17 protein-coding genes are annotated in these 19,066 nt (G+C 62.8%); 10 read left to right on the plus strand and 7 right to left on the minus strand.

Features of this window, described 5'->3' with window-relative positions; genetic code table 11:
• Nucleotides 1-58 precede the first annotated feature (58 nt).
• Nucleotides 59-694, plus strand: a complete 636-nt coding sequence (locus IVB28_RS21215) for a DnaJ domain-containing protein (protein WP_247528800.1) — start codon at nt 59-61, stop codon at nt 692-694.
• Nucleotides 695-696: 2 nt separating this feature from the next.
• On the opposite strand, the gene IVB28_RS21220 is transcribed toward IVB28_RS21215, so the two are convergent.
• The gene (locus tag IVB28_RS21220) at nt 697-1,734 is read right to left on the minus strand and encodes a sensor histidine kinase (protein ID WP_247528802.1); all 1,038 of its coding nucleotides are present in this window, start codon (nt 1,732-1,734) and stop codon (nt 697-699) included.
• Between the two features lie 161 nt (nt 1,735-1,895).
• On the minus strand, nt 1,896-2,999 hold the full coding sequence (locus tag IVB28_RS21225) for a citrate synthase/methylcitrate synthase (protein WP_247528804.1): 1,104 nt from the start codon (nt 2,997-2,999) through the stop codon (nt 1,896-1,898).
• A 77-nt stretch (nt 3,000-3,076) separates the two neighbouring features.
• On the opposite strand from IVB28_RS21225, the gene IVB28_RS21230 reads away from it, so the two are divergent.
• Nucleotides 3,077-4,303 (plus strand): citrate synthase family protein, encoded by a 1,227-nt coding sequence (locus IVB28_RS21230; protein WP_247528806.1) that lies wholly within the window; start codon nt 3,077-3,079, stop codon nt 4,301-4,303.
• A gap of 140 nt (nt 4,304-4,443) precedes the next feature.
• Here IVB28_RS21230 and IVB28_RS21235 read toward each other — a convergent pair whose 3' ends face one another.
• The gene (locus IVB28_RS21235; protein WP_247529114.1) at nt 4,444-5,415 is read right to left on the minus strand and encodes a LysR family transcriptional regulator; all 972 of its coding nucleotides are present in this window, start codon (nt 5,413-5,415) and stop codon (nt 4,444-4,446) included.
• A 107-nt stretch (nt 5,416-5,522) separates the two neighbouring features.
• Between IVB28_RS21235 and IVB28_RS21240 the strand changes: the two genes are divergently transcribed.
• Nucleotides 5,523-6,257, plus strand: coding sequence for an SDR family oxidoreductase (locus tag IVB28_RS21240; protein ID WP_247528807.1), 735 nt, complete (start codon nt 5,523-5,525; stop codon nt 6,255-6,257).
• A gap of 68 nt (nt 6,258-6,325) precedes the next feature.
• Here IVB28_RS21240 and IVB28_RS21245 read toward each other — a convergent pair whose 3' ends face one another.
• Nucleotides 6,326-6,982 (minus strand): DedA family protein, encoded by a 657-nt coding sequence (locus IVB28_RS21245; RefSeq protein WP_247528808.1) that lies wholly within the window; start codon nt 6,980-6,982, stop codon nt 6,326-6,328.
• A 293-nt stretch (nt 6,983-7,275) separates the two neighbouring features.
• Here IVB28_RS21245 and cobS point away from each other — a divergent pair, with 293 nt between their 5' ends.
• The 5 genes from cobS (at nt 7,276) to IVB28_RS21270 (ending at nt 13,384) form a co-directional block, all read left to right on the plus strand.
• Complete coding sequence (gene cobS / locus IVB28_RS21250) at nt 7,276-8,274, plus strand: cobaltochelatase subunit CobS (RefSeq protein WP_247528809.1); 999 nt, start codon at nt 7,276-7,278, stop codon at nt 8,272-8,274.
• Between the two features lie 51 nt (nt 8,275-8,325).
• Nucleotides 8,326-10,227: a cobaltochelatase subunit CobT gene (gene cobT, locus IVB28_RS21255; protein ID WP_247528810.1), complete on the plus strand. Its 1,902-nt coding sequence runs from the start codon at nt 8,326-8,328 to the stop codon at nt 10,225-10,227.
• A complete protein-coding gene (locus IVB28_RS21260) occupies nt 10,224-11,318 on the plus strand; it encodes an esterase-like activity of phytase family protein (RefSeq protein ID WP_247528811.1) in 1,095 nt (364 codons plus the stop codon). The genes cobT and IVB28_RS21260 overlap by 4 nt, the downstream gene beginning before the upstream one ends.
• A gap of 240 nt (nt 11,319-11,558) precedes the next feature.
• Nucleotides 11,559-12,671: an NADH:flavin oxidoreductase/NADH oxidase gene (locus IVB28_RS21265; RefSeq protein WP_247528812.1), complete on the plus strand. Its 1,113-nt coding sequence runs from the start codon at nt 11,559-11,561 to the stop codon at nt 12,669-12,671.
• A 305-nt stretch (nt 12,672-12,976) separates the two neighbouring features.
• The gene (locus tag IVB28_RS21270) at nt 12,977-13,384 is read left to right on the plus strand and encodes a hypothetical protein (protein WP_247528813.1); all 408 of its coding nucleotides are present in this window, start codon (nt 12,977-12,979) and stop codon (nt 13,382-13,384) included.
• A gap of 176 nt (nt 13,385-13,560) precedes the next feature.
• On the opposite strand, the gene IVB28_RS21275 is transcribed toward IVB28_RS21270, so the two are convergent.
• Both IVB28_RS21275 and IVB28_RS21280 read right to left on the minus strand, forming a co-directional pair.
• Entirely contained in the window at nt 13,561-13,806 is a 246-nt protein-coding gene (locus IVB28_RS21275; protein ID WP_247528814.1) for a PilZ domain-containing protein, read from the minus strand.
• A 355-nt stretch (nt 13,807-14,161) separates the two neighbouring features.
• Entirely contained in the window at nt 14,162-15,493 is a 1,332-nt protein-coding gene (locus IVB28_RS21280) for a DUF2235 domain-containing protein (protein ID WP_247528815.1), read from the minus strand.
• A 215-nt stretch (nt 15,494-15,708) separates the two neighbouring features.
• Here IVB28_RS21280 and IVB28_RS21285 point away from each other — a divergent pair, with 215 nt between their 5' ends.
• Nucleotides 15,709-16,839, plus strand: a complete 1,131-nt coding sequence (locus IVB28_RS21285) for a dsDNA nuclease domain-containing protein (RefSeq protein ID WP_247528817.1) — start codon at nt 15,709-15,711, stop codon at nt 16,837-16,839.
• 33 nt (nt 16,840-16,872) lie between these two features.
• Nucleotides 16,873-18,570 (plus strand): AAA family ATPase, encoded by a 1,698-nt coding sequence (locus IVB28_RS21290; RefSeq protein ID WP_247528819.1) that lies wholly within the window; start codon nt 16,873-16,875, stop codon nt 18,568-18,570.
• 117 nt (nt 18,571-18,687) lie between these two features.
• On the opposite strand, the gene rpmB is transcribed toward IVB28_RS21290, so the two are convergent.
• Nucleotides 18,688-18,999 (minus strand): 50S ribosomal protein L28, encoded by a 312-nt coding sequence (gene rpmB / locus IVB28_RS21295; protein WP_247528821.1) that lies wholly within the window; start codon nt 18,997-18,999, stop codon nt 18,688-18,690.
• Nucleotides 19,000-19,066 lie beyond the last annotated feature (67 nt).

Below are 19,066 nucleotides of genomic sequence, written 5' to 3' on the forward strand. Positions count from 1 at the left end.
GCAGCTAATTGCAATGTCAAGACTTGAAGGTTTTCGCATTGCGTAGTCAAAGTCAGCCATGCCGATCGATTCATCAAAGTTCTTCGACTCCATCCGGGTCAAGCCGAAAGGCAAGCAACCGGAAGTGAAGCCGCGCGACGCCGTGGTCAACTGCGAGTGGACCGGGTGCCAGAACAAAGGCGCCCATCGTGCGCCCAAGGGTCGCGACAATCAGCGTGAGTACTGGCACTTCTGCCTGAACCACGTGCGCGAGTACAACCAGAACTACAATTTCTTCTCCGGCATGAATGCCGACGCTGTCGCGCGCTATCAGAAGGACGCGCTGACCGGCCATCGTCCGACCTGGAAGATGGGCGCCAATGGCGGCGTTAAGAAGGGCGCGGAGGCCGAGATCGACAGCGCATTCGATCCGTTCAGCATGTTCCAGGAGCTCAACGGCCGCACCGGCTGGCGTGCCGGGCCGCAGGCCGCGCCCAAGGCCGAGACGCGCAAGATCATGAACGCCGAGCGCAAGGCGCTCCAGGTGATGGGCCTCGGCCCCGACTCCACGCTCGCGGACGTCAAGTCCAAGTACAAGGCGCTGGTGAAGCAGCACCACCCCGACGCCAACGGCGGCGATCGCTCCACCGAGGATCGCCTGATCGAGATCATCAAGGCGTACAATTATCTGAAGACGGTGGTACGCGAGGCGTAAGGCTACGCCTCCGGGAAGGACAGTTCGCAGACCAGTCCTTCCGGCCTCCACTGCCGGCTAACTCGTCCCCGCAGGGTCCGGATGATGCCGTCGACGGCGCCGACCCCGAAGCCCGTGCGTGTCGGCGGCTCGTTGACCCGAGGACCGCCGTGCTCCGACCATCGCAGCACGAGAGGCTCGGCCTCAGTGGTCTCCCAGTGGATGTTCAGCCTGCCCGACCGGGTTGACAGCGCCCCGTATTTGGCAGCGTTGGTCGCCAGCTCATGCACGGCGACCGCGATTGATTGGGCAAGCGTGGCCGGCAGACGGATATCCTCACCCACGATGCGGATGCGTTCGCCGTCTCCGCCTGCGTACGGCCGGAGTTCCTCTTCGACGATCGTCTTCAGACTCGCACCGGTCCAGCGCGACTCCGAGAACAGCCTCTGCACATTGGCGAGGGCGCTGAGCCGGCCTTGAAACGCGGCCTGGAATTCTGCGCCGGTCTCGGCCTTCGTCAGCCGCAGTATCGCCTGGGTCACCGCGAGCAGATTGTTGGAACGATGATCGACCTCATAGGCGAGGAGCATCATCCGCTGCTCGGCCTGCTTGCGGGCGGTGATGTCGACCAGCATGTTCACCGCGCCAACCAGTCCACCGCGTTCGTCGCGCAGCGGCGTCGGATACGGCATGAAGCAGATCCGGGTGCCGTCCGGCCGTTCGGCCACCGCCTCGACATCGCGTATCGGGCGGTTCTGCTTCAGCGCGATGGCCATGGGGCACTCGTCGTGGGGGAGCGGCGTGCCGTCGGGCAGATAGAGCTTCCATGTCACGCACCACATCTCGCCGACCTTCGGCGTGCGTCCGGCAAAATCGATGCAGGCTTGATTGAAGAAGGTGATGCGGCCCTCTGCGTCGGTGGTGTAGATCGCGGCCGGAAGCGCCTGGAGCAAGTCCTGGAATCGCCTCTCGGAATCCGCCTCGGCAACGCTCCTGCTCGTTGCTTGCCTGGCGATCTCCCCGATCCTGGCCTCGTCAGATGGTCCAAGCAAGTCCAGCATTGCGTTCCTCGGGCGGGGCCAGTTCAGCTAATTCGCCGGCCGCACATATGTTCCACGATGCTGGTCGGACACGTGCAGAGCTTCCACCACCTGTCGGTAGATCAGGGCTTCGCCCGCACGACAGCGGAGTGGAGCTCCGCTGTCGTCTTTCTCTTAATCCGTTAGTCGCATGACGCCTGCGGCATCGCCCCGACATAGGACGAACTCGGCCGGATCAGCCGCCCCGTGCGCTGCTGCTCGCGTGCATGCGCGGTCCATCCCGCGGCGCGTGCCATCGCGAAGACCGGCGTGAACGCCTGGCGCGGGATCGCCAGCGCGTCGAGCAGGATCGCCGTGAAGAACTCGACATTCGTCTCCAGCGGCCGTTCCGGATTCTTCTTACGCAGCGCGCTGCGGATATAGGCTTCGACCTCGCCGGCAAAGGGCAGGTCGGCACCGTCGGCCGACAGCCGCTCGATTGCGGCCTTGAGCACGTCTGCGCGCGGATCGCGCACGCGATAGACGCGATGGCCAAAGCCCATCAGCCGCTCGCCGCGCGCCAGCGCCGCGTCCACCCATGGCTTGATCCGCTCGCGCGAGCCGATCGCGTCCAACATCTCCAGCACCGGCTCCGGCGCACCGCCATGCAGGGGGCCGGTCAGTGCGCAATAGCCGGCGGTGACGGCGGCAAACAGATCGGCTTGCGTCGAGGCCACCACGCGCGTGGTGAAGGTCGAGGCATTCATGCCGTGATCGCAGACCGTGACGAAATAGGCATCGAGCGCCGCGACCTCGCGCGGCTCCGGGGAGGCGCCACGCAACATCCGCAACGTGTCGGCGGCATGGCTTGCATTCGGATCGGGCGCGACCGGCTCCAGCCCCTTGGCGCGCCGGACCAGCGCGCCTGCGATCACCGGAAACGCGCCCACGATCGTCGCCTCATGCTCCAGCCCGTTCTCCGCGCGAAGCCCTGCGACCGCCGCGCGAAACCCGTCGACGATGCTCATGCCGCGCGTCGCCGGCAGCAGGTCCGGCAGGCGCGCGAAGGCGCGCTCGCGCGCCGCCCCCAGGCTTGCCCGCACGTTGGCTTCGCTCAAGCCGGCCTTGCCGGCGCCGTTCCAGAGTCGGGCGGTGGCGCCCTCGAAGCTCGACTGGCTCGCCAGCCGGCCGACATGCTCCCCGGCAATGATCAGCTCGCCGCGCTCGCCGTCGACATGGCTCAACACGGTCTCGGCCGCGGCAATGCCGTCCAGCCCGATCTGGCTTTTGGTGAGGTGGATATTCATGGCCCAATCTCCTGTTCACGGAGGACACAAGGTCAGGCCACTCGACACATTGATCAATCTTGATTACATCAATCAATATGAAAGATTCCGCGCTTTATCTGTCGGCCCAAGAGGCCGCGGCCGAGCTAGCGATCTCGCCGGCCACCCTCTACGCCTATGTCAGCCGGGGCCTGATCCGCTCCGAGCCGACGCCGGACTCGCGGAAAAACCGCTATCGCGCCGAGGACGTCCGCGCGCTCAAGGAGCGCCGCGTGCCGTCCCCGGAGCCGCGGGGCTTGCGCAGCTTCGATGCCGATCTGCCTGTCATGGACACGGAGATCTCGACCATCACCGAGGAGGGCGCGATCTATCGCGGCGTCAACTGCGTCGACCTCTCCGAGAACGGCACGCTGGAGCACGCCGCGACATTGCTGTGGGACGTCTCCGGGGTCGATCCGTTCGATCTGGACAATCAACCTGAAATCTCCGAGGAGATGCGCGCGATCGGGCAAGCCGCACGTCGGGCGGCGCCGATCGACCGCGCCATCGCCGTGCTGGCGCTGGCCACGAGCGCCGATCCCCGCGCCTTCACCCGCGCGCCCGATGGCCGCGCCATGGTCGGCGCGCGCATCGTTCGCCTGCTGGTGGCGACCATGCTCAATGCCGAGCCCTCGGCCGCGCCGCTGCACGAGGAGATCGCGAAGGGCTGGGCGGCGGACAACAAGCACGCGCCTGATCTGATCCGCCGCGCGCTGGTTCTGCTCGCAGATCACGAGCTGAACGCCTCGACCTTCACCGCGCGCTGCGCGGCCTCGACCGGCCTTAACCTCTATGACGCCGTGATCGCCGGTCTCGCCGCGTTGAAAGGGCCGCAGCATGGCGGTGCCGGCGTGCTGGCCTCGCAGCTCGTCAAGACGCTGGTCGATCGCGATGTCGCCCCGATGGTGCGCGAGCGCGTCGCGCTCGGCGAACGTTTTGCCGGCTTCGGCCATGGCGTCTACAAGCGCGGCGATCCCCGCGCGCAATCGCTGCTCAATGCGCTCTCGCGCGCCGGCGCGCCGCGCAAATTCACCCGCGAGGTGCCGGAGCGGATCGCGGAAGCGACCGGCGAGTTCGTCAACATCGACTATGCGCTCGCCGTGCTCGTGCACGCGCTGCGCCTGCCAGCCGGCAGCGAACTTGCTCTGTTCGCAATGGCCCGCAGCGTCGGCTGGATCGCGCATGCGAGCGAGCAATTGCAGTTCGGCAAGCTGATCAGGCCGCGGGCGAGGTATGTTGGGCCGGCGCCGGGACGGAGGACGGCGGCTACGCCCTCGAACGACTGAGAGAGTGTATCGATAGATCCCCCCACACCGCTTGTCGTGTTTTGTTGTTCCTTTCAAGCGGATGCCCGCGGTGGCCTCTGGTACGGCCGCCTCGTGCCCAAGACACACACGCCATACATGAGCTCACGCAATCGCGAAGCTCAAGGCTTCGGCCGGCCTTGGACACCCGACCTATGAGCCTTGGCAAATACATCGTCCCACGGCGGATTCGGGGGGAAAACCTCGCTCAGGAACGTGACGAAAGCCTTCACGTTCGGACTGCTTCGACGGCTTTCCGGCCATAACGCGGTGATGGTGGTTCTTGGAACGGCGAAATCCTGAAGTACGGGGATCAGTTCTCCCCGTCTTACATAAGCAGCCGCGACGTAAGTGGGGGTAACACCGATGCCGCCACCTGAGGCAATGACATTGGCAACAGCGTCACTGACATCTGTGATGATAGCCGCGTCGGGAATGATCTCGGTCAAACGGCCGCCGATCAGGAAGGGCCAGCGAAATGTCTGGCCCGAACTCTGGAAGCGGAAGTTCACACAGTCATGGTTGACCAGTTCGTCTGGATGGCAAGGCACGCCGCGCCGGGCCAGATAGTCTGGGGAGGCGAAAGCGCAGATGCGGTGTGGCACGAGCTGACGCGAGATCAGTCGGGAGTCCGCGAGATCGCCGACGCGGATCGCGACATCGATGCCCTCTTCGATGAGATCAACGAACTGGTCGCCGATCCGCAAGTCGATCGCGAGCTTTGGATAGCGCTCCCGAAAGCGTGGTAGGGCGGGCGCGAGAATATTCACGCCTATGGGTAGCGGCGCGACGATCTTCAGAGCGCCTGCAGGTTCGGAACGGGCGGCCATCGCCGCTTGTTCGATCGCGTCAGCCTCGCGCAAAAGCCGCAGCGCCCGCTCGTGCAGGTCCCGCCCTTCCGGGGTCAGCGTGAGCGAGCGCGTCGTACGGCTGAACAGGGTCAGGCCGAGATGCTGCTCCAGCCGTTGTACGCTCTTGCTTATCGCAGACGGCGAAACACCAAGTGCACGAGCCGCGGCTGAATAGCTGCCAAGCGATCCGGAACGGGCAAACGCGATCAGGCCGGTAAGTCGATCGAGGCCGATTTGTGCCACCATGGAATAATAGAAGCGAATTTTGGCCTGATTTTCAAGTAGAGGCCATTGGCCTAGCCTCAATCCACTGGCGCGTTGCGCGCCCGCTCTTGAAAGGACCGACTCCCGTGACCGACTCTGCTTCCAAAAGTCTCAAGGATCGCAACGTCGTTATCTTTGGCGGCACATCCGGCATCGGCCTGGCTGCCGCCCAACAGGCCACAGCCGCGGGCGCCAAGGTTATCGTTGTTGGTTTCGACCCAGCAGGAGCCGAACGAGTTGCCGCCGAGAATGGATTCGCCGGCTGGCGGGCTGCGGATGTGACCAAACCTGAGACCATTGCCTCAGCGCTTGCCGACATCCCGCAAGTCGACGATCTTGTTCTGCTTGCGGGCAGCTTCGTCGCAGGGAAAGTGTTGGAAGCAGATGTCGCCTACCTGCGCCGCGCCTTCGATGAGCGAATCTGGGCGGCCGTGCATGTTTTGCGAAGCCTTGGGGACCGACTCGCTCTCGACGGGTCCGTCACATTCATTTCCGGAGCCTTGGCCGATCGACCCAACGCATATGGCACTTCCGTGCTCGCTGCGGCCTCCGCTGCGATGGAGGCCTTCGCCCGCGGCCTTGTCCTTGAGTTAGCTCCACGCCGCGTGAATACCTTGTCGCCCGGTACGATCGACACGCCGCTCCTGGCACGTACGCTTGGCGAAGGCCGTGACGCTTACGTGACGTCCCTGGAAGAAAAGCTTCCGCTGCACCGCCTTGGCACCGCACAGGAAGCCGGAAATGCCGTGGTTTTCCTAATGAGCAACGGATTCATGAACGGCGAGACACTTCATGTTGACGGCGGTGCGCGTCTCGTCTGACGTCCTTCGATCGCGCCGTGAGTGGCGGCTTCACATTGACGCCCAGCGGAGGTCTAGCCGGGGTGCCTTCAAGCCCGCGGCTTCGCGGCAACGCCGCTACCGTGACGACGGCGAACGGTCCAGATCGCCAGTCCCAAGGCGATCGCGAAACCAACCACCGTCAGCATCCAGATGTGCTTGCCGACATGCACGTGATGATGCAGCCCGGCATATTCGTGCAGCGCCGACACGGCCAGCACGCCGGGCAGCACATGGGCCGGCGCCCAGACCAGGATCGCCGGGATGTTCACTGCGTAGAACTTTGCCGGCGGCATCCCCAGCGCGCCGGCGGTGACAGGCACGAAGGCGCGGATCGGGGGTACGAAGCGGGCGAAGAACACGGCCCAGGTGCCGAAGCGGTGGAAGAAGCTTTCGCTCTGCTCGACCACGCGCGGATAGTTGGTCAGAGGCCAGGTGGTGAGGATCTCGCGCTGCTGCCGGTACCCGATCCAATAGGCCGTGCCGTCCCCGAGCACGGCGCCAAGGCCAGCGGCAAGCAGCACCCATGGCAGCGCCAGCTCGCCGCCCGGAACCAGAGCGCTCAACGCCAGGATGATGGTGGAGCCGGGGATCACCGAGCCCACCACCGGCACGGCTTCGAGCAGCGCCGCCAGGAACAGGGTCAGATAGGCCAGCCACGGATGGGCCGAGACGAACGAGATGAGGGGATCGAGGAAGGATGTCACGTCGTCTTTCGTATCGCGTTGGACCTGGGGAGGACCCTACCTAGTTAAGGACGGGCGGTGAAAGGGCCATTTGCGTGGGCAAGCGCCGTCCCCGCCCGAAATTCGGGCGTGATTCGCAAGGCAGCCCTCCAAAAACTGCGTTCCTCACCTATCTAAATGAAAAGACGAGGGAACTTTGATTGTTGGGCGGGCTTCTGCCGGCCACTTGTCTCTGATAGGTTGATTTTCAGCACCCAGCCGCAGCCAACGTGCAAATAACTGGTTTCGGGACCGCCCGGGACCTCGGAGGATTGATGACGACCGCCGCCATGTCCAAAGTTGAGGAAGTTTCCGGTCTGCCCGACATGAAGGTGTCGGTGCGGCAGGTGTTCGGGATCGACAGCGATCTCGAGGTGCCCGCCTATTCCGAAGTCGATCCTCACGTGCCCGAAGTCGATTCCGACTACCGCTTCGACCGCGCCACCACGCTTGCCATTCTCGCCGGCTTTGCCCGCAACCGCCGCGTGATGGTGACCGGCTATCACGGTACCGGCAAATCCACGCATATCGAGCAGGTCGCGGCGCGCCTGAACTGGCCCTGCGTGCGCGTCAACCTCGACAGCCATATCAGCCGTATCGATCTCGTCGGCAAGGATTCCATCGTGGTCCGCGACGGCAAGCAGGTCACCGAATTCCGCGACGGCATCCTGCCCTGGGCGCTGCAGCACAACGTCGCGCTGGTGTTCGACGAATACGACGCCGGCCGCCCCGACGTGATGTTCGTGATCCAGCGCGTGCTGGAAGTCTCGGGACGCCTGACGCTGCTCGACCAGAACAAGGTGATCAAGCCGCATCCGGCGTTTCGCATGTTCTCGACCGCCAACACCGTCGGCCTCGGCGACACTTCGGGCCTCTATCACGGCACCCAGCAGATCAACCAGGGTCAGATGGACCGCTGGTCGATCGTCACCACGCTGAACTATCTCAGCCATGACGAGGAAGTGGAGATCGTGCTGGCCAAGGCCAAGCACTATCGCACCACTGAGGGTCGCGACATCGTCAACAAGATGGTGCGCCTTGCCGATCTCACCCGCAACGCCTTCGCCAACGGCGATCTGTCGACGGTGATGAGCCCGCGCACGGTGATCACCTGGGCCGAGAACGCAGACATCTTCGGCGATATCGGATTTGCATTCCGGGTCACCTTCCTCAACAAATGCGACGAGCTCGAGCGTCCGCTGGTGGCCGAGTTCTACCAGCGCTGCTTCAACGCGGAGCTGCCGGAATCGGCAGTCAACGTGGCGCTCAGCTGAATTTCTCCCGGTGTGTCGTCCCGCTTCGCCGGGACGACGGATCAAGGTGACATGACCACCTCCAACTCCAAATTCCGCAATACCAAGGAAGCGCCGACCGAGCCGTTCAAGCGCTCGGTCGCCTCCTGCCTCAAGGCGATCGCCAAGACGCCGGAGCTCGAGGTCTCCTTCGCTGCCGAGCGGCCCGGCCTTGCGCCGGGCAAGGCGCGGCTGCCTGAACCCGCGCGCAAGATGACCAAGCGTGACGCCGCGATCGTGCGCGGCCATGCCGATTCCATCGCGCTCAAGATCGCCTGTCACGATGCCAAGCTGCATCGCAAGCTGATGCCGGGCAATCCGCAGGCGCGCGGCGTGTTCGAGGCGGTGGAGCAGGCCCGGGTCGAGGCGATCGGCGCGCGCCGCATGGCGGGCGTTGCGAAAAACCTCACCGCGATGCTCGACGACCATTTCCATCGCGGCAAGTTCGACGAGATCACCGACCGCGCCGACGCTCCGCTCGCGGACGCGCTGGCGATGCTGGTGCGCGAGCGCCTCACTGGCATGGCGCCGCCGACCGCCGCGAAGAAAATGGTCGATCTCTGGCGTCCCATTCTCGAAGACAAGATCGGCAAGCGGCTCGACCGGCTCGACACCGTGGTCGAGGACCAGACCCGGTTCGGCGATGCCGTACATGATCTGTTGACCGCCCTCGAGATCGGCGACGAGCGCAGCGCCGACAGCGAAGACGATGACGACAACGACGAGAACCAGGACGGCGACAACGACCAGTCCGGCGCCGAAGGCTCGCCCGATTCCGACGCCGCCCAGGAGATGAGCGCCGACCAGGCGCAGGCATCATCAGAGGAGATGAGCGAGAGCGCGATGGAAAGCGCGCAGGCCTCGACCTCCGACAGCTTCGACGACGGCGAGCTCGGCGACGACGAGACGCCGGGCGAGGCGACGCGTCCGAACTCGCACGGCAAGAACGAGCCGCGCGGGCCGGAATACCACGCCTTCGCGCCGAAATTCGACGAGGTCATCGCCGCCGAAGACCTCTGCGACCATGACGAGCTGGAGCGCCTGCGCGCCTATCTCGACAAGCAGCTGGCGCATCTGCAAGGCATCGTCGCGCGCCTCGCCAATCGCCTGCAGCGCCGCCTGATGGCGCAGCAGAATCGCGCCTGGGAGTTCGACCTCGAAGAGGGCATCCTCGATCCCGCGCGCCTGTCGCGCGTCGTCACCGATCCCTATCACCCGCTGTCCTTCATGCACGAGAAGGAGGCGACGTTCCGCGACACCGTGGTGACGCTGCTGCTCGACAATTCCGGCTCGATGCGCGGACGCCCGATCACGGTCGCCGCCACCTGCGCCGACATTCTCGCCCGCACGCTGGAGCGGTGCGGCGTCAAGGTCGAGATTCTGGGCTTCACCACGCGCGCCTGGAAGGGCGGGCAATCGCGCGAGGCGTGGCTTGCCGCCGGCAAGCCGGCCAATCCCGGCCGCCTCAACGATCTCCGCCACATCATCTACAAGTCGGCCGACGCGCCCTGGCGCCGTGCGCGAAAAAATCTCGGGCTGATGATGCGCGAGGGGCTGCTGAAGGAGAACATCGACGGCGAGGCGCTGGACTGGGCGCACAAGCGCCTGCTGGCGAGGGCCGAGCAACGCAAGATCCTGATGATGATCTCGGACGGTGCGCCGGTCGACGATTCCACGCTGTCGGTCAATCCCGGCAACTATCTCGAGCGGCATCTGCGCCACATCATCGAGGAGATCGAGACCCGCTCGCCGGTCGAGCTGATCGCGATCGGCATCGGCCATGACGTGACGCGCTATTATCGCCGCGCGGTGACGATCGTGGACGCCGAAGAGCTCGGCGGCGCCATCACCGAGAAGCTCGCCGAACTCTTCAGCGAGACCAACACCGCGCCAACCCAGCCGGCCGGTCGCCCGCGACGCAAATTGCATTCGTGAGCACGCACTCATCCCGCCGCAGCTTTCTCAAGCATGCGGCGGCGGGATTTTCCACTCTCGCAAGCTCTCGCCTCGCGAGGGCGCAAGCCACGGCCGAGCCGCCGCCGCGCGCGCTGCAGAACGAGCGCGCCGTCTCCGAGCCCGTCGGCATCGAGGTCAACGCGCGCGCCATTCCCAATTTCGAGCCGCGTGACCGCGCGCGCACGCGGTTTGGCTCGCTGGACTATCGCAGCGGCCTGGTGCTGACCTCGCCCTATCGCGGCTTTGGCGGATTGTCCGGCATCCGGCTGGATGCCAGGGGCGAGCGCTTCCTCGCGGTCTCCGACCAGGGCGGCTGGTTCACCGGCCGCATCCGCTATTCCGGCCGCAACATGGCCGGGCTCGATGACGTCACGGCCGCGCCGCTGCTCGGCGCGGAAGGGCGGCCGATCACGGAAAAACGCCTGTGGTGGGATTCGGAAGCGATCGCGCGCGACGGCAATGTCGTCTATGTCGGGCTCGAGCGCGTCAACCAGATCCTGCGCTACGATTTTTCCAAAGGCGGCATGGCTGCGCGCGGCGAGGCGATCGCGGTGCCGGCGGGCGTGCGCAAGCTGCCCTCCAACAAGGGGCTGGAGGCGCTGGTCGTCGTGCCCAAGGACGGGGATAAGGGCAAAGACCAGAACATGCCGCTCGCGGGCAGCCTGATCGCCTTCTCCGAGCGCGGGCTTGATGCCGACGGCAACCTCACGGCCTTCCTGATCGGTGGGCCCACGCCCGGCCAGTTCAGCGTGCGCCGCATCGAGAAATACGACATCAGCGATGCCGTGCTGCTGCCCTCCGGCGAGCTTCTGATCCTCGAGCGCAAGTTTTCCTGGTTCACCGGCGTCAACATCCGCATCCGCGCGATCCCCCTGAAGTCGATCGCGCCGGGCGCGCTGGTCGACGGCCCCGCGCTGTTCGTCGCCGATCTCGGCCAGGAGATCGACAACATGGAAGGCATCGACGCCCACGTCACGCCTGATGGCGAGACCGTGCTGACGCTGATCTCCGACGACAATTTCTCGATGCTGCAGCGGACCTTGTTGCTGCAGTTCACGCTGACCGAGTGAGGACGCCTCTAAAGCATGATCCGGAAACGTGCGCAGCGGTTTCCGGAAAGATCGTGCTTGAACAACAACCTGAAGCGCGTGCGATTCATCCTAATCGCATCGCGCTTTGGGCGCCAAACCCCGCCCGCAATGCATGGCGCTGCAGGGGGCCATGCCGTCCGCGCAACTGGCATTCCGCGTGTCTCCCATTACACTTCATGCAATTGCTTTCATCCCTCTCATCGCCCGGAACTCCCCCGCATGTCCGTCCTGTTTTCCCCGATCAAGCTGCGTGGCCTGACGCTTTCGAACCGCATCGTGGTGTCGCCGATGTGCCAGTATTCGGCCGACGACGGCGTCGCCACCGACTGGCACTTCACCCACATCAACAATCTCAGCCTGTCGGGCGCGGCGATGTTCTGCATCGAGGCGACCCATGTCGAGGCGATCGGCCGCATCACGCCGGGCTGTCTCGGGCTCTACAGCGATGCCTGCGAGGCCGCGCTGAAGCAGATCCTCACCTCGGTGCGCAAGCATTCCTCCACCGCGATCGCGATGCAGCTTGCCCATGCCGGGCGCAAAGCCTCCAGCGCGCGGCCCTGGGACGGCGGCCAGCTGATTCCGGTCGAGCAGGGCGGCTGGCAGACGGTGGCGCCGTCGGCGCTGCCGCACAAGGAGGGCGAGGCCGCCCCGCTGGCGCTGGATAGCGCGGGCCTCAAGCGCATCCGCGAGGCCTTCGTCGACTCTGCGAAGCGCGCCGCGCGGCTCGGCATCGACGCCATCGAGGTCCACGGCGCGCACGGTTATCTCCTGCATCAATTCCTGTCGCCGATCTCCAACCGGCGCACCGACGAATATGGCGGCAGCCTCGAGAACCGCATGCGCTTTCCGCTTGAAGTGTTCGATGCCGTGCGCGCAGCCTTTCCGGACGACAAGCCGGTGGGCATGCGGGTGTCGTCGACCGACTGGATCGAGGGCGGCTGGGATCTGGCGCAAACGCTGGAATTCGCAAGGGCCTTGAAGGCGCGCGGCGTCGACTGGATCGATGCCTCTTCCGGCGGCGTCTCGCCGTTGCAAAAGATCCCGCTCGGCCCCGGCTATCAGGTGCAGTTCGCCGACGCCATCAAGCGCGAGACCGGGCTTGCCACCATCGCCGTCGGCCTGATCACCGAGCCGAAGCAGGCGGAAGAGATCGTCGCAAGCGGCAAGGCCGACATGGTTGCGCTCGCCCGCGGCGTGCTCTACGACCCGCGCTGGGCCTGGCACGCCGCCGCCGAGCTCGGCGGCGAGGTCGAGGCCCCACCGCAATATTGGCGCTCGCAGCCCTCGACGCAAAAGGCGCTGTTCGGCAAGACCACGTTTGGCGCGCGGTAGAGACCAAGCGCGCGCGACAGATGTGGCGCGGTGCCCGCGCCGCAATCACCACCGTCGTCCCTGCGAACGCAGGGACCTATACCGCGTGATCTCTCGATGATCCGCAGTGCGCGTTGACAACTTAACTTCGAATCTTGGCCACACTGCTTCCTGTGGTTATGGGTCCCTGCGTTCGCAGGGACGACAGCGGAATTTGTGGCGTGCGCTTTCGCCTCACCCTCTCACGCATCCGTAACTCTCGCCAGCTTCCACCTCCCGCAAAACTGGCCTAACCTCCGTCGCTCAACGCCTCACGGAGGCCCGCCATGCATTTTCGTGTTCGCAAAACGGCTCACATCTTCGAGCGCGTCGGCCTTGCGATGGCGGGCGCGACGTGCGGGCTGTTCGTCGGCGCGTATGTCGGATCGGCGATCCCGCAGCTCACCACGCAGGGCTTCCTGCTGCTGATGATGCTGCTCGGCTTCGTCGGCTTCTATCTCGGCATCGACACGCCGCAACTGCCGTTCGACGAGGCGCACGGCCAGATCGACGCCGCCGAACTGATGAGCTCCGCCGGCACGCTCTGCGCCACGCTCACCGCCTTCGTCTCCGTCCTCGTCATCGTGCTCCGGCTCGATCCGCACATGGGCTGGACCTGGCTTGTCCTGTTCGGCTGGATCGCAGGCGTCGCCATGCAGATCGTCGCCGGCGCGAAAGCCAGGATGCGGAAGTAGGCTTCTTCCTTCTCCCCTTGTGGGAGAAGGTGGCGCGAAGCGCCGGATGAGGGGTTCGCTCGGCAAGTTCAAGTCAACATTGGACTCGCGGAGAGAACCCCTCACCCGTCTCGCCGCTTTGCGGCGAGCCACCCTCTCCCACAAGGGGAGAGGGAAACGAGCTCGCTCTTCTCCCTTCAGAACACCACGCCCACCCGCGTGCCGCGCTTCCACGCGATGCGGCAGCGCTTCTTGGTGTTGACGTGCAGCAGCTCGAAGCGATCGGGGATCTTCACCTGGCCGCCGAGATCGACGCAGGCCCCGCCGGGCGAATAGTCGATCAACGTGCAAATGATGGCCGGCGCGCGCGCGTCGGTGATGATCTTGGCCTGGCGGGACACCAGCCCCGCCGGTTTCACGCGGGCATATTTGCGCGGATACATTGGCACTCTCCTCCAATGCCGCAGGGATCGCGGCGGATGATCTGTCCCAATGATGGGCAGCAGATGATGCGATCCGGCTAAAGCGCGCCGGAGAATTTTAATGAAAAGTAGCGGCGAAAGAACAGAGCGGCGGTAGCGGGGTGGGGCGCTTCCCTCTCCCCCTGTGGGAGAGGGTGGCTCGCCGCATCAGCGGCGAGACGGGTGAGGGGTCTGTGTCCGCGAGTACGCCTGCGGATAGAGACCCCTCATCCGGCGCGCATTCGCGCGCCACCTTCTCCCACAAGGGGAGAAGGGAAGAGGTGGCGCGAGCCCGTGTCTCATTCCCGCCATCGCGACGACGAGCATGCCCCCGCCATCACCCCGTCACGATCTCCTCCGCCGCCAGCTCCACCCCCGGCCCCACCGGCATCGGCACCGTCACATACTCCTTCGGCAAATTCACCGGCCGATACTCCGGCTCCACGGCCATCCGCTTCAACACGCTCTCATGCACATGCGCGCCGTCGGGGATCAGGCGCGGCTCGCAATTGGGGATGTAGAAGCCGAAATGCACCTTCCGCTCCGGCCACTCCCGGTACTTTGCGCTCTTCGGAATGAATTCCAGCAGCCGCCAGCCCGCCGTCATCGAATCGTGCAGCACGCCCGTCTTGCCGGTGTAGGCCGGCGCGACATATTGGAACGGCGAGCTCTTGCGCTGGATGCCGTAGGCGAGCTGCTTGATGGTCGCCGGGTTGAAGTTCAGCCCGGCCTTCTCCGCCTCCTCCAGCATCCAGATCAGCGGATATTTCGAATCCCCGCTTTCGGCTTCGGGATAGCCGCCGCCGACATCGCTGTGCACGCCGGCGAACCACACCTGCAGAATGTCCTGCGGCACCTTCTTTTCATCCGGCACGTAGCGGTTGCTCCAGAACTCCTGCGGCTCCCTGTATTGCGTCAGGCGGAACATGCAGCGCCGCTCGTCGATCGCGATCGCCTGCCGGAATATCTCGACGCTGGGGTTGAGCAGCGTGAAGGCGAGATCCTCCAGGCTCGGCCAGAACAGCCGGTCGGCGCGCGGCACGATCACGCTCGCCACGCTGTCCCACACGCCGACAAAATGGATGGTCGGCCACCGCGTCGAGGTGATGCGCGCGAACTGCGCGGCGAGATCGAATTCGTCCTTGGGGAGCGGCCCCTGCTCGTCGAAGGCGACGCCGCTGAGGTCCTCGATGTCGTTGCCGCGCCCGGTGCCCGAATATTGCTTGTAGGCGACAAGGCCACTGCCTGCGAGGTTCGCCTGCTCCGGCCTGATCAGGCCCACCTTGTGGATCAGCCCCGCCAGCACGCGAACCGTGTAAGCCCCGCGCGAAAACCCGAACAGATAGATCCTGTCGCCGGGCGCGTAATGCTGAACCAGGAAGCAATAGGCCGAGAGCACATTGTCATCGAGCCCATAGCCGGTGGCGAGCCCCAGCACCAGATTGATATTGGCTTTCAACCGGTGCCACGTCGTCGGCTCCGTCACCGTGCCGACCCCGGGATCGTAGAACACCATCTGCCGCGGCTGCGTCTTCTCGGTCTTGCGCAGGCAGCGATACAGCTTCAGGACGTTGGAGATGTTCTCCGAGATCTCGTTGCCGGTGCCGTCACAGCAGATGACGAGGTTCTTGGGCTCAGGCTTGCGATCGAGGGTGGCTGCGTGCTCCATGGGATGCGCCTCCGGGTGATGCTACCGGGGCGAGTATAGCGGAAAATGGGAGCGCGGTTGATGTCTTCGCGACGATCGTAACGGCCTGGGCGAGAATTTGGAGCCATGCCGCCACCACATCCCGAGCGGCCTATGAAAGTGTAGCCGAAGGGCGTGCTTGACTGCTTAGAATTTGTACAGCTATCGTTCCTAGATCAACCTGGACGTGTCATATTATGTCGGTCGACTCCTTTGGAGAAGTTCTAGAGCTAGCTAACAACAAATCATTTTCTGAAACGGGAGGGGCGCACAATCAGAAGGGCGTCGAATTTCAGCGCAACTGGGCGCTCGTACGCATGTTCGAGCTCGAGGCAGTCGAGCCATCTGATTTTCTTTTCTTGTTTGAGGCAATTCAGGACATTGCTCTTTTTGATTCTGATCAAGCGCCCACCAACGTCAAAATATTCCAAGTGAAAAAGAAGGACCGCAACGAGTGGACATGGTCCAGCTTAACAAAGCTACATGCGCCGAAAGCACGGAAGAAAAAGCCTCTGGAGATGATCGCCGGTAGTCCCCTCGGACGAATATATGTTGCTTTGCACGCAATCAAGAAGCTATCAGCGACTGCGCATTTCATTTCGAACGTTGGCTGTGATCTTGCGTTAATGGGCGGAGCGAACGCGGCAACTTCATTGCCAGTTCCACTCGAAAAGCTGACGCCGCAGTTATCTGCGCTGCTAGTTGAAGGTCTTGCGACACTTCAGGCGAAAGGCGAGCCGAGTCCAGATCTATCTAAGATCTACGTCGAAAGGGTGGCTATTCCGGTAGACGATTGCGCAACTTATACCGTGGGCGTGGCCCATGCATTCCTTGCAAAGCGAAGCCCGTCGCACGCCGGTCAAGCCAAGGCTTTGGTTGATACACTATTGGCCAAGATTGGACCGCTAGGTGCAAAGACAGATACCTGCGCCACCTTTGAGGAGTTGAGGGCGCAACGGGGGTATTCGCGCTCTGATTTTCTCGGTGCGCTCACCGATCTTCAAGATATTCCTGACCTTCTTGAACACTTGAATCTTTGGCTTATACAGCTTTCATCGGAAGGTATGGGGCATATCGAGATTACGCGGATCCGTTCGTCCGCAGCTTCAATCTATCGAAGGAATGTCCTGGGCTCCCATGCGCACGAAGATGACGAGATAGCTGGTGCGTGCGACGATTGGCTTTGCGGCAAAGTCGATCCGGTAGCCCTACTCCCCTTTTTCCGGGAAGGAGAAGACCACTTGCGAACGATCTTTCCTCTAAGGCCTGTCGCATTTCTCCAGGCTCAATTTGCATTAAGGGCGATTAAATGGGCGGTCGAAGCCTGAGAAAGCTCATCCGGAGCCTTAGGACAAAGTCATATGAGAAGCTTCCGATTCGAAAATATTTGGCTTCTGTCCAAGCAAGAACAGGGCGCGAGATCGATCGAGTTCAAGAAGACCAATCTGATCGTGGGACTGAACCACACCGGGAAGTCGACCCTGATTAAGTCTATCTTCATTGCTCTTGGAGCGACTCCGAAGGGCTCGCTAGCTAGATGGGACAAGGACGCAATTTGCCTTCTTGAGTTTAGTATTGATGGCAAGAGGTTTCGCATTTTGCATCAAAACGGATATCGCGCTCTGTTCAGTGCTGAAGGTCATCTCGTTGGGGCAGCCGCGAGTCATTCAGAATGGACAGAAAGTTTGAAGTCCGCGACGGGCTTCAATCTCGTTCTTTCTGATAAGAAGGGGAAGCGAGTTGATGCTGATGCTAGGTGTCTCTTCCTGCCCTTCTATATAAATCAAGATGGTAGTTGGTTGTCAGTATGGGACACATTTGTTGGGATGCAGCAGTATAAGGCTCCAATACAACCAATTTTGGAGTACTTCACTGGAGTGAAGCCTCCTGAGTGGTACGAGCTGAATTCTGAGAAGACGTCTGAGCAGCGTCATCTTGACGAGCTCAAGCGAGAACAAGAACTCGTTTCCAATTTTCGCGAACGGTTCGAAAAGGCTCTGTCGCCCGTGGAGCCGAAGCTTGTTTCCATTGCATTCGAGCATGACGTCGCTCGCCTGACAGCTGAGGTAACCGCACTAAATGCGGAGCAAGAACGGCTTCGCGATAAGCTGGTCAGAGAGCAGGAAGCCATCGATATGGCGTCCCTGCAGATTAAGCTCGCGATGGAAGCTCTGGCAACATATGAGGGTGATGCATCCTTTCTCAGGGCTGATCCTCACGAGCACCTTGTCTGTCCGACTTGTGGGGTCGAACATGAGAAGTCGTTCCTGGAGATGCTAACCTATGCCGAAGACGCTCGAGTTCTACGAGAGCTCGTTGTGCGTGTTAGAGGCGATGCTAAAGCGGCGTCTACGGCGCATGAGGCGACAAAGAGCCAACTTTCGAAGTTGGAGCAACGCTACCAAACTGTGTCAGAAATACTCAGTACTCGTCGAGGCGACTTGGAGTTTAGTGACGTAGTTCGAAGCATGGGAGCTGAGTCAGCATTCCAGACTTTCGAAGGAGAGCTAGCGAAGCTCAAGGGGCAAATTGATGCTGCGCTCAGTGCGCTGGACACCTTATCGGGCAAGTTGGCTGAGTTGACCGATCCGATCAGGACAAAAGGAATTCTATCGATATTTAGAACCTCTTACTCGGCTGCAATGCTAGATTTGAAAGTTCCCCTAATCGATACTAGTCGCATCAGGATTTCTGCCCGGCCAAATGTGTCTGGTAGTGGAGGGCCGCGCGCGGTGCTGGCGTATTATTCGGCCCTCTGGCGTGCATGCTTTGCTTCCAACGGTTCGTACTCCATGCCGTTGGTCATTGATTCACCCCAGCAGCTTGGACAAGACGAAGAAAATCTGCCTCGAATGATCAAATACGTAGCGAACGAGATGCCGGAGGCTGCTCAAGTCATCTTGGCGATCGAGACGGATACGCAGGAGAAGTTTGATCAGATTGTGAGGCTTGAGGAGCCATACCATTTTTTGACGCCGAGAGAATTCGGCGATGTGAACATGTTGGTGCAGCCTTATGTGGATCGTATGTACTCGGCTCTAATCGCCACTCGGCCCTGACTTTGCCGCACCAACAAAAACGGCCGGATCTTCCGATCCGGCCGCAACGCAAAACTCTCAACTGGCTAAGCCTACGCCACGCGACGCAACCTAGCCCCCGGCCTAACGGTAAAACTCTTAGCTGGCCTTCTTCGCCGGCGCGGCGGTCGGGCCGACCTTCTTCTGGATGGCGCGCTTCAGATCGAGGGCGCGCGGCGACAGGACGTCGGCCTTGGCCTTGAGCAGGAAGGCATCGAGGCCGCCATTGTGGTCGACGCTCTTGACCGCGTTGGTGGAGACGCGCAGGCGCACGTTGCGCTCCAGGGCTTCCGAGATGAACGTCACGTTGACGAGGTTCGGCAGGAAGCGGCGCTTGGTCTTGATGTTGGAGTGGCTGACCTTGTGGCCGACGAGGGGGCCCTTGGCCGTCAGTTCGCAGCGGCGAGACATGGCAAAAATCCTTATCCTGAACCCCCAACGGGTGCGGCCGCCATTCTGGGCGCCACGGGGGCAAATT

The organism is Bradyrhizobium sp. 199, assembly GCF_023073355.1.
Lineage (GTDB): Bacteria > Pseudomonadota > Alphaproteobacteria > Rhizobiales > Xanthobacteraceae > Bradyrhizobium.

Excerpts from the sequence above, each read along its gene's own strand:
- IVB28_RS21215 (WP_247528800.1), top strand. The coding sequence starts at position 59 with ATGCCGATCGATTCATCAAAGTTCTTCGACTCCATCCGGGTCAAGCCG.
- IVB28_RS21220 (WP_247528802.1), bottom strand. The coding sequence starts at position 1,734 with ATGCTGGACTTGCTTGGACCATCTGACGAGGCCAGGATCGGGGAGATC.
- IVB28_RS21225 (WP_247528804.1), bottom strand. The coding sequence starts at position 2,999 with ATGAATATCCACCTCACCAAAAGCCAGATCGGGCTGGACGGCATTGCC.
- IVB28_RS21230 (WP_247528806.1), top strand. The coding sequence starts at position 3,077 with ATGAAAGATTCCGCGCTTTATCTGTCGGCCCAAGAGGCCGCGGCCGAG.
- cobS (WP_247528809.1), top strand. The coding sequence starts at position 7,276 with ATGACGACCGCCGCCATGTCCAAAGTTGAGGAAGTTTCCGGTCTGCCC.
- cobT (WP_247528810.1), top strand. The coding sequence starts at position 8,326 with ATGACCACCTCCAACTCCAAATTCCGCAATACCAAGGAAGCGCCGACC.
- IVB28_RS21265 (WP_247528812.1), top strand. The coding sequence starts at position 11,559 with ATGTCCGTCCTGTTTTCCCCGATCAAGCTGCGTGGCCTGACGCTTTCG.
- IVB28_RS21270 (WP_247528813.1), top strand. The coding sequence starts at position 12,977 with ATGCATTTTCGTGTTCGCAAAACGGCTCACATCTTCGAGCGCGTCGGC.
- IVB28_RS21275 (WP_247528814.1), bottom strand. The coding sequence starts at position 13,806 with ATGTATCCGCGCAAATATGCCCGCGTGAAACCGGCGGGGCTGGTGTCC.
- IVB28_RS21280 (WP_247528815.1), bottom strand. The coding sequence starts at position 15,493 with ATGGAGCACGCAGCCACCCTCGATCGCAAGCCTGAGCCCAAGAACCTC.
- IVB28_RS21285 (WP_247528817.1), top strand. The coding sequence starts at position 15,709 with ATGTCGGTCGACTCCTTTGGAGAAGTTCTAGAGCTAGCTAACAACAAA.
- IVB28_RS21290 (WP_247528819.1), top strand. The coding sequence starts at position 16,873 with ATGAGAAGCTTCCGATTCGAAAATATTTGGCTTCTGTCCAAGCAAGAA.
- rpmB (WP_247528821.1), bottom strand. The coding sequence starts at position 18,999 with ATGTCTCGCCGCTGCGAACTGACGGCCAAGGGCCCCCTCGTCGGCCAC.